The sequence below is a fragment of the Thiocystis violacea genome, from assembly GCF_016583575.1.
Taxonomy (GTDB): domain Bacteria; phylum Pseudomonadota; class Gammaproteobacteria; order Chromatiales; family Chromatiaceae; genus Thiocystis; species Thiocystis violacea.
In genome coordinates this window covers 1-10,235 of the sequence record NZ_NRRG01000089.1, presented here as the reverse complement: position 1 = coordinate 10,235, position 10,235 = coordinate 1, and the positions used below count along the sequence as shown (strand labels likewise).

9 protein-coding genes and 1 tRNA gene are annotated in these 10,235 nt (G+C 61.4%); 6 read left to right on the top strand and 4 right to left on the bottom strand.

Annotated features, from left to right (window positions below; genetic code table 11):
- From CKO27_RS22610 to CKO27_RS22595, 4 genes are all read right to left on the bottom strand, one after another.
- A partial coding sequence (locus tag CKO27_RS22610) for an IS4 family transposase (protein WP_200377177.1) occupies nt 1–1,018 on the bottom strand: 1,018 nt, incomplete at its 3' end.
- Between the two features lie 135 nt (nt 1,019–1,153).
- Nucleotides 1,154–1,780, bottom strand: a complete 627-nt coding sequence (locus CKO27_RS24770) for a BrxA family protein (RefSeq protein WP_420825859.1) — start codon at nt 1,778–1,780, stop codon at nt 1,154–1,156.
- On the bottom strand, nt 1,689–1,949 hold the full coding sequence (locus CKO27_RS25410) for a BrxA family protein (RefSeq protein WP_200377175.1): 261 nt from the start codon (nt 1,947–1,949) through the stop codon (nt 1,689–1,691). Before CKO27_RS25410 ends, CKO27_RS24770 begins: the two co-directional genes overlap by 92 nt.
- 520 nt (nt 1,950–2,469) lie before the next feature.
- Nucleotides 2,470–2,545: transfer RNA gene (locus CKO27_RS22595), tRNA-Thr, on the bottom strand.
- A gap of 152 nt (nt 2,546–2,697) precedes the next feature.
- On the opposite strand from CKO27_RS22595, the gene CKO27_RS22590 reads away from it, so the two are divergent.
- The 6 genes from CKO27_RS22590 (at nt 2,698) to CKO27_RS22565 (ending at nt 9,560) form a co-directional block, all read left to right on the top strand.
- Nucleotides 2,698–3,969 carry a tyrosine-type recombinase/integrase gene (locus CKO27_RS22590; protein ID WP_200377174.1) on the top strand — a complete coding sequence of 424 codons (1,272 nt, stop codon included), beginning with the start codon at nt 2,698–2,700 and terminating at the stop codon, nt 3,967–3,969.
- Entirely contained in the window at nt 3,966–4,706 is a 741-nt protein-coding gene (locus CKO27_RS22585) for a hypothetical protein (protein ID WP_200377173.1), read from the top strand. The genes CKO27_RS22590 and CKO27_RS22585 overlap by 4 nt, the downstream gene beginning before the upstream one ends.
- Nucleotides 4,707–5,005: 299 nt before the next feature.
- Nucleotides 5,006–5,503: a hypothetical protein gene (locus tag CKO27_RS22580; protein WP_207281066.1), complete on the top strand. Its 498-nt coding sequence runs from the start codon at nt 5,006–5,008 to the stop codon at nt 5,501–5,503.
- Nucleotides 5,500–5,784, top strand: coding sequence for a hypothetical protein (locus tag CKO27_RS22575; protein ID WP_200377171.1), 285 nt, complete (start codon nt 5,500–5,502; stop codon nt 5,782–5,784). Before CKO27_RS22580 ends, CKO27_RS22575 begins: the two co-directional genes overlap by 4 nt.
- Nucleotides 5,785–6,966 (top strand): ParB/RepB/Spo0J family partition protein, encoded by a 1,182-nt coding sequence (locus CKO27_RS22570; protein WP_200377170.1) that lies wholly within the window; start codon nt 5,785–5,787, stop codon nt 6,964–6,966.
- Complete coding sequence (locus tag CKO27_RS22565; protein WP_200377169.1) at nt 6,963–9,560, top strand: hypothetical protein; 2,598 nt, start codon at nt 6,963–6,965, stop codon at nt 9,558–9,560. The genes CKO27_RS22570 and CKO27_RS22565 overlap by 4 nt, the downstream gene beginning before the upstream one ends.
- Nucleotides 9,561–10,235 lie beyond the last annotated feature (675 nt).

The window sequence follows — 10,235 nt, the reverse complement described above, 5'->3', positions numbered from 1 at the left end:
GCGCGAGCCCTCGGACCATACTGGCGAGATTCAGGGCGAGGATCTTGGCGTGGACGTCCTGCGGCACGGCGAGCACGCGGCGCCCGGAGAGGTTCTCGATCTCCAGCCAGCGTTTTTGGCGCTTGTAGCCCTCCTCCGCTCCCCACCGGCGGTGATACAGCGCCTTGAACAAGCGTGCGGGTAGGCGCTCCTCCTCCAGGATCGAGGGAGCCAGCACCTCGGTCTCGCCATCGGGCAAGCGCACGCGCACCAGACGTACGCGGATCGGCGCGCTGGGGAGCCCCTGGTTGCGGCAATCACGCGCCTGATCGCGGGAGGGGATTAACGTGATGATGGTGCTGTCGGCGTCACTGTCCCAGAAGGGCTCGGCGGCGCTGAAGCGCTCACGCGCCAGGCGCCTACAGAAGTCCACGCCGAGCACGCTGTGCCTCACCATCAGCCAGAAGGCGGGGTAGCCCCGATCATAGAGGATCAGATCCCCGGGCCGCGCGGCCGCGCGGTGGGCCATCGCCAGTTCGCGTTCGCTCACGCCGTGCGCGGCCAATTGTAGATCGACGACCAACTCGTGGCCGAGGTCATAGAGCATCGAGGCGCGCGCGAGAACCGGACCGCTGGGCTGGGTGCCGAAATAGCTCTCGAGCGCCGCACTGTTGGGCAGGCGCCGCGTCGTGCCGTCGACCGCGAAGAGTCGAAAGCCGTGCCACAGCGGTGCGGCCCAACCGGCGCGGAAGGTGTCGATCGCCTGTCGGTTCAACGCCGGGAAGCTCTCCGCCGAGAGGCGTTGGCGGGCCTTGCAGACGGCCGAGACGGTGGGCGTGGCCGAGGCGAGCGGTTGCTCTTCGAGGGTGGCGAAGAAACCCTCAAGCTCCTGTTCCGTGCGGCCCTTGCGCAGATTCAGCAGGAAGGTGACCAGGCGGTGGAAGGGAAGGTCGCGGGTGCGGGTGAAGGCCTTCTCCGAACGGCGAAAGCGTTCGATCCACTCAGGCGAGAACAGGGCTTGTTTGAGCTGGTCGTACATGGAGAGAAATGCACGCCAGGGATTGCGCCTCTTCGGTATTGAGGGTGATGTCGTCGCGACGTCTCATCGATGGGCTCCCATGTGGTTTCGGTGAAGACGCTTTATTTTAACATAATCAGTCGTTTAGACGCTAAATCAATGACGTTGGGCGTACTCCTCCAGCGTGGCGGCGGGGAAGGTCAGGCGGGTGACGCTCCCGGCGACGTGGTACTCCAGTAATTCATGCTGGTGGGCGTCAAACAGCAACCGCTTGACGCCGTCTCGCGTCAGAAAAAAGAGTTTCCAATCCGGTAACTCGATCAGCTTGCTCCCCGAGGGCTGATGCTGTTTCAGGTAGAACATGATGTAGGCAAAGGTTTCGACCTGAAGAAAGGACGGGGCGATCTTTTTATGGACGATGCCCTGAAGCACGCCGAAGTCTCGCAGCGCGGCGAGTAGGCCACGGGTAATGCGGTCAATCGTGGACTGGGGCCAATGCCCGGTGGTTTTGCCTGCCTCCGCCCATTGGGTCAATGACCGTTGAATAGGCGTCACCTGGAGGTCCGTCAGACCCTGTTCGTGCATCGGCACCAGGATCTCGGTCACGACATCGCTGAGCAACCGATCCGCGCGCGCGGCGTGGAAATAGAGGATTTTCTCCAGCGCTACGGGAATTGTCCACGGACGAGTGTCACGAGCGCCTGCGTGACCGACGCTTCGGCAAGATAGCGTGCCCGAAAATCGCCAGGATGTCTTCGACGCGGGAACGGGATGCCTTCGCAAAGACGTTGTCCCGCTGCATCCGGCTGACGTTCTCCGCGACCGAAGCCGTGACATCCCACTGGGGCAGCAACGTCTTGGTGTCTCCGATTAAGGCGCCTGCCTTGATGATTTTGGAGGAGTAAGGAGTCGGTGTCCGGGTCTGCTTTGGTGCGCGCGGCGTCCCTCGCATGAGTTTCTATTCTTTGCCGTCAGGAACGGGGCATGCTACCTGTTTTTTTCCGGCTGAGTGCTGATCCAGTTTTTCGCGATGCAAGACCGGCAAGGTGGCGTTTCTTTAAAGATACCCTCGGGTTTTCGCCGTCCCAAGGCTCGGGAGATGCTGTTGATTTAACGCGCGGAGTCCTCATCCCCTGGGCCGGGTATCCACAGGCGTACCCGCAAAATCGGCTCGGTACTGGCGTCGGCGAAGGTACCATTTGCATCGCCCACTAAAAAAGTGGTTGAAATGCTGCTTACGCCTCGCCGATTCGCGAGTTGACCGACCGAACCGCGAAGACCGACCGCCAAGCATGGACGCTCGGAATTGAAGATTGGACCCGACTCGCAGGGTTTGTTGTGGGCGAGTCTGGAGACCATCGCATCCCATAACAGCCCATAACCCGCCAGATTGTTACCCCCAGCGTTACCCAGGAACCGATCGGGCACGAAAAATGGGTTAGTTTTTCGGTCTAACCCCTTGTTTAAATTTGAGCTGGCGGACGGATTCGAACCGACGACCTGCTGATTACAAATCAGCGAAAACGGCCTTTCTGGCCATTTCTGAGCATCGCTCGTCAGTCTGCTACATTCATCCTAAGTCCTATATTTTATTGCCTTTACCGTCCAATGTTATAGACTGTTACTAACGCTAGGTAACAGTCCGAAACGCTCAATCCTGTTACCTATACCGTCACCTAGAACCGGATTAGGTAACAGCCATGCCCAAGAAGCGACTCACCACCCCTTTCGTCACAACAATCTCGCCGCCGACCGACAAAGCCCAAGAGGATTATTTCGATACCGTGTTGCCTGCCTTTGGACTGCGCGTCGGTAAGAAGCGGAAAACCTATTTCGTTATGGTCCGCACCCTGCGCGATGGGGAATGGAAGATGACGCGCGCCAATCTCGGGACGACTGCCGAGATTGACCTTGCGACGGCCCGCCAGCAAGCCCATGAGGCGATGGATCGAGCCGCGAAGGGTCTAGCGCCTGCCGAGGTGAAAACCGAGCGTAAAGCGGCCCAGGCCGATGAGAGCCGCAACACCTTCGCCGCCGTCCGCGATGAGTTCTTGACCAAGTATCGCGGTCGCCAGAACCGCAAGCCTGCACCCCGCACCCTGGCCGAGATCAAGCGCGTCTTGAACACCGATTTGTTCGGTGGCTGGAATGATCGACCGCTCGCCAAGATCACCCGCCGCGACGTGATGGATGTCCTGGATGTACTGGTGGAGCGGGACGCCGAGGTTATGGCGAATCGGGCCTTGGCCTACATGTCCATGTTGTTCGGCTGGGCCATGCATCGGGAGATCATCTCCGCCGATCCAACCGACAACATCAAGAAGCCGGGGGCCGAGCAATCGCGCGAGCGTGTTCTGAGCCTAGATGAACTGCGCGCGATCTGGCAGGGCACGGACCCGACCCAGGCCAATCATGGTGACCTGTTCACCGGAATCGTGCGAATCCTGATGCTGACCGGACAAAGGCGGGAGGAAGTCGGCGGGATGTGCTGGAGCGAACTGGATCTGGACGCGGAGACCTGGACCTTACCGGCGACCCGCACCAAGAACCATCGCGAGCATGTTATTCCGCTATCGGCTCCCGTGGTCGAGATCATCCAGGCCCGGCAAACCGAACAGGAAGCCATGCGGTTGAAGACGGATTTCGTCTTTACCAGCTTCGGCCCGCGTCCCTTCTCCGGCTGGTCCAAGAGCAAGGCGCGGCTGGACGGGCGCGCCAACATCGACAAGTGGACCCTGCATGACCTTCGCCGCACCCTGGCGACCCGCATGGCCGAAGACCTGCACATCCCGCCGCATGTCATCGAAGCGACTATCAACCATGTCTCAGGCGCTCGGGCTGGCGTGGCTGGAACCTACAACAGAGCCTTGTACTTGGACGAGCGACGGCAGGCCCTAGCGGCATGGTCGGGGTACGTGCTGCAAATCGTTGGCGCGGTCGAGACCGATAACGTGGTGAGGCTGGCGCGATGAGCGACAAGGAGACGGCAGTCGAATCTATGGGCTTTGGCGACGCTACGCAGGCACAAGACGGAGACGGACGGGCGGCGCTTCTGGCCGCGCTCCTCATCCCTAGCCCTGACGAACAAATCAAGCCGTCAGCCGAAGAAGCATTACAGCTTCAGCACGACTATGGATTAACCCATGTTGGCGTCGATACCTTGCGATATGGAATCGCGATGGCAGTACACCGCTATCATCATGCAAGAATCGTCATAACACCGAAAAAGGCGAGTCAGCGACTTGAGAAAATCCAACAGCACATTGAAGCGTTGCTAGACTTATTTCCGCCGTTCTTTTTTGGCCCCATTCCAATAGAAACAAAGCTTGCAGACGGGATCGATAAGCAAGGATTTATCGATGCGCTTTTTCGGCTGAACATCAACGCGGACGTTATGCGGGCGGAACTCGCGCCTTACATCGACCCATCGAAAAAGCAACAGCCCCACACTGGCGAACGATTAGAGGTGTTACTCGCTACTCTATCCGTTATCTTTTCCAACGCGGCTAATCGTTTGCACGCGGCCTACACTCAAGATCCTATCGACGGCAGGTACACCGGCGAGTTCGTCGATTTTGTCGTGTCTGTTTGCCAGATGACCGGAATCAAGAAGGCTCGATCCACGATCGGAGACGCGATTAAGGCCCTTCATGGAAAATCACGCATCCCAGCACATCCGGCAGACATCAACCAATCGATCCCCTTGTGACGCGGCGCAACGGGTAAACAATCCGCGAAACTGAGGATTGGTTACCCTTTAGACTCGCGCTCTAACTCGCTCTAACCTTTAGGCATCCCAACACGGAGATGCCTAATGCGTACCCACCTTGCCAGAACCGCCGCGTCCACCGATACGCGGGCGGCCGTCCACGATTCATTCACCGATGATGCACTCATCACCCAGCCGCAGCTAAAGCGCCTGGCTGGTGACATTTCAGACATGACCATTTGGCGTTGGCGTCGAGCTGGTCTTATTCCCGAACCATCGAACATTCGCGGTCGCAATTATTGGAGATCTGGCGACGTTCGCGCATTTCTGGCACGACTGGCAGGGGGCGCGGTATGAATAGCCAAGCACTCACCACCACCGACACATCAAGCCGGTCTTTGGCGTTTGCCACCGCTCGGCTGAACGATGCGGTCAATGATTACGTGGTTCGATTGGCGAAAACGAATGGATCAACCACGCCACCATCAACGCGATTCATTCATTACGCCAACGCCACCGCTCGCGCTATCGGACTGCCGAAATCCGACGCGGCAATGATCGCGGCCCTGCCCATCGAGGACGGCGCAACCCTCGCCCTGATCCGCGCGGGAGTCGCGGCCCGGATTCCGCAATGGGCGATCCAGGTTGAGCAGGAGGGCGGCGCGAAACCACACAATCGGATTTTGACCCTCGCCAAGCAATGGGCGGATCTGGAGTCCAAGGCGATCCGAGCTTGCGGGATCGATACGATTATCGCGCAAGCCGAGGCCCTGCTGGCGCTGGAGGTCGCGGCATGAACGAGGCCGGAATTCCACAGGGTCATGTTCGGATCGACGGGCGCTATTACGTCACGCTAGAACTATTCGAAGCGGCGAATAAGCATGTATTAGAGCAGGGGCTTTATTGCAATCAACTGATCGCGACCCTGAACGATCAAGGTGCGGTCAATCGCAAACTGGAAGCCGAGCGGTTGCAACTCCTTCGTGATCTCAATACGGCTCGCGCCGAATTGAAAGAGCGTGATCGGACTATTACCGCCATGCGCGCGGCGGTCTATGGCGCGAGCGAGGGGCTTTAGATGACCTACGAGCTACACCCCCTCGCCGAAATTATCCCAGAGGCGAGCCCCGAGGACTTCGCCGCGCTGGTCGCATCCATCCAGGCTGTTGGTCAGATCGAGCCCATCCGCACTTGGCAGGGTCGCGTCATAGACGGGCGCCACCGCTTGCGAGCCTGCGAACAGCTTGGTATTGAGCCGATTGTTCGGGAGGTCTTGCCTGATGAAGTGAATGGCGGCAGTCCCGAGGCGCTATTGAGTTTCGTCGCGGCGCTGAATCTCCACCGACGTCATGCCACCACATCGCAACGGGCAATTGCGGCGGCCAAGGCCGTGACCAGCGAGCACGGCGGAAACCGGAGCAAGCCGCATATTTGCGACTTGACCCGCGAACGATCGGCGGCGCTGTTCAATGTTGGCGTGAGGACTATCGACCAAGCACGCCAACTGATCGCCGAAGCCGATTCCCGGGTGGTCGATCTGGTGGCCAGTGGCATCCTGACTTTGAACGCGGCGCTCGAATCCTATCAACAACTTTCGGCCCTGGCGGCTGAACAGGAGGCCCTCGGCGTGGTGAATCCCGATTTCGCGGCGCTGGCGAAAGAGATCGACAAGCTCAAGCGGAGCAATCAAAAGCTGCGCAATCACAACAAGGCGCTCGAAGCCGCGGGGACAGATCAAGACGCGCGCGCCCGTGCCTATGCCGATGAGCTGGAGCGCACCAAGGCAGATTTGGCCAGGGCACAAGCCCAGCTTGAGGCATCGGGCAGGGGGCTGACTGTGACCCCGCCGAAGGTCGTGCTCCGGGAAGACCCCGAGAAGGATCGGCAAATCCGCGAGCAGCAAGAACGGATCGCGGCACTGGAGAAGCGCGCGAAGGAGGCCGAGCACCGCGCCAAATACAACGAGGTCCAGGCGAACAAGGTCAGTAGCCAACTGATCGACAAGACCACGCGCCTAGCCCAACTGGAGAGCCCCAGGGATTATCTGGCGGCCTTCACCACCGGAATCATTGACGACTTCAACCGGCGCACGCGCGGCGCTATTGGGGCCACCCAACGCTCGGATGCGGTGCCAACGCCGGAGATGATCCACCAAGCCGAGACGGCGCGGGATCTGTTGGACGAGCTATTGGGCCTATGGCAAGACCGGCGAGCCCATGACGGAGCGGCGGCCCTGCCGGCGCTGGAGGCGCGTCCATGATGCGGCTATCACGCTCCAAAGGCCCCGCAAGCGATACCGCCCTGGAGCCGTGGGCGGTCACGTTCGAGGAACTGGCGGCGACCTTCCAGCGTACCCCGCGCGTGGGGCGCAAGGACGGTTCCTATTTCGTGCGCGGCCCCCATGCCGATGGCTACCCCTCACGCGCCGATGCCCACATCACCGATGGGGCGCTGGTCATCCTGGACGGGGATAGCACGCTGGACCCGGACACCGGCGAGGTCACCCCCGGCGCTCCGCATCCGATGCTGGCGCATGAGGCCCTGCGGGATCTGGATATCGCGCACGTCATCTATTCAAGCTGGAGCCACCAACAACCGGGCAAGGGCAACCGTTACCGAGTGGCGATCCCGGCAACGATGCCCGACTCCAAGACGCTTTCCGCCTGCGTCGAGTGGACCCTGGACCAGCTTCACCACGCGGGTGTCTGGCTCGCGGACGTGAAGGAAAATCACGCCTGGAGCCAACCCTGGTACTTCCCGCGCAAGGCCACCATCGAGGCGGAATATCTGACCTATGTCCACGATGGCGGCGAGATCTTCGACGTGGACGCCTGCCAAGCCTGGAAAGCGGCGCAAGATCCCCTGACCCCGCAAGCCCTCGAAGCGGCGGCGCTGGCGGGACCGAAGCGCGGCGCGGGCGGTGGCTTACTCGGGCAATTCAACGCCCAGCACGGCCACCCCGAGGCCATGCTGGCGCTATTGCAATCCAAAGGGTACGAGACCAAGGCGCCAGGCGGCCCCCTCAACGGAGAGCCGGTCTTTCGGCTGCTGGCCCCCGGTTCCGCGAGCCAAGCCCCAGGGGTCGCGCTCTTCAAGGCCCGCGATGGGCGCTGGCTGGTCGCCAGTCACCACGGCGCGCATGACCCGCTCAGTCAGGCCCCGAGTAACGATGCCTTCGACCTGTTCCGTCTCTTCGAGCATGGCGGCGACCAAGCGAAAGCGTTGAATGCCTGGCGCAAGACGCTGGACCCGAGACCGAGCATCCGCATCGTGGGCGGCGCGCTGCCGGGTAACCTGCAAGCGGCGGCCAAGGCCCTGGCGGCGAATCAACCGCCCGAGGTCTTCCAGCGCGGTCAAACGCTGTGCCGCGTGGCGCATCTACAAGAGACCGGCGACATTCAGGGCTGCGTCATTCCCAAGGGCACGGCCACCATCGTGACCTTGCAACGCGCGGGGCTCATGGTCGAATTGGGTCGAGCCGCCAAGTGGGAGCGCAAGAACAAGGACACCGAGGAATGGTTCGAGGCGGACCCCTGCACCAAGGTCACGGCGGCGCTATTGGAAGCGGTCGGGCATTGGGCGGGGATTCCAAGCCTCTTGGGGATCAGCGAGGCCCCGATTCTGCGCGCCGATGGCACCTTGCACGCCCAGGCCGGGTATGACGCGGCGAGTCGGCTCTATGTCGAGGGACGCTTTCCCGGTTTCCAACTGCCGGCGCGCGTCACCCTGGACGAGGCGCAACGGGCGGCGGCGATCCTGCTGCGTCCCTTCCTGGAGTTCCCCTTTGTCGAGAGTCGGCTGGACCATGCCGTGGTGCTCGCCTACCTGCTGACCCTGGCGCTGCGCTCGCAAATCCAGACGGCCCCGCTGTTCTGTGTCTCGGCCACCACCCCCGGCACGGGCAAGGGCCTGGTGGTCGAAGTCTGCAACCTGTTGGTGCGTGGTCGCGACGCGGCCATCATGCCCGCGATTCAGGGCACGAGCGCGGAAGAAGAGACCCGCAAGCGCATCACGGCCCTGCTGCTGCAAGGCGTCTCGTCCATCAACCTGGACAACTGGACCCGACCCATCGGCGGCGAAGCCCTCAACGCCCTGCTGACGGCGGGCGAATGGTCCGACCGGGTATTAGGGCGCAGCGAGACGGTTTCGCTCCCGGCGCGGCTCACGCTGGCGGCCACCGGCAACAATCTGAGTGTGCGCGGCGACATGACCCGGCGCAGCCTCCTCATCCAACTGGATGCGGGAGTCGAGCGGCCCGAACTGCGCGCGTTCAGGGAAACGAACTTGACCGGCATGGTGACCGAGCGGCGCGGCGAGTTGCTGGCGGCGCTGTTCACCATCCTCAAAGGCTATCAGCAAGCCGGACAGCCGGGGAAGCACGAGCGCCTGCTGGGACGCTTCGAGCCCTGGAGCATGGCGGTCGCGGCCCCGATCCGTTGGCTTGGTTACCCCGACCCTACCGATTCGCAAGCCCGCTTGCGCGAAGCGGACCCGGAAGCCGACAAGCTGGAGCTATTCCTGGCGGCTTGGTTCGATCTGCGCAACAGCCAATGGACCACGGCGGCGGAATTGCTCGGCGAGGCGGAACCGACCAACGATTTCAGCACGGCACGCAGCGATAAGCGGGCGGCACTGCACGAGGCCCTGCTGGAGGTCGCCAACGATGGACGCGGACGGATCAACCGCAAGGCGTTGGGCTGGTATCTGCGCCATTTCGAGGGGCGGATCGCGGGCGGGTTGCGCTTGATGAAGAAAGATCGACACGGCTCCCAGAAGCATGCCCATCAATACGGCGTCGAACGGATTGCGGATTCAACCCGCGCGGCGACTGGTACGGATGATGTTTCATTCTGAGGGGATGGGGGTTTTGGGGGTTTATGGGGTTTTGTATCAACGGTGAAAAATTTGGAGCAAGGAGCCGACTTCTCTAGATCACCGGCGCGGGGAATATTGGCTTCCCCAGACGATTTTTTTATGGGGCTCACGAAACCCCCAAAACCCCATAAACCCCCATCGAGAGGGCATGGCGGCAACAGCAAGAAAGACCGGCTCCGCGAACGACTCCGGCACTCGCCGTGCTGGATCTGATCGGCGTCGCCTTTCACCCAGCCAAGCAAGCCGCGCTGCCGCTCGGGCTGGTTCGAATGTCCAGCGCTAAAACCCGCGCATGACGAGCTGACGTTTGCAGGTGACGCCCGACGATGCCGACCAAGCCGGGCAAGCCTTGCAGGGGGGCCATGGTCGGGGGCTTTCTTGATGTGTTCCCCGAAGCTGGCGAGGTAGTGGCCATGCCCGAGGTGAAGCAGGGGCCGCACTGGGCGGCTGTGCATTCGTGCTAAAATTAAACAACCAATACAGGCTCCGGTTACTTAATCCCTGAATCCGTGATCTGAATGACGCGGCAACGTCCTCTTGGCAAATAGCGATGCCGGAATTCATTTCAGCGACGCGAATAGCGCCCGGGCGGGGACGAATCGGTCCACGGAAGGGCGGTTGGGCGAGAAGCTGCGGGCGACAGACAAAAGGATA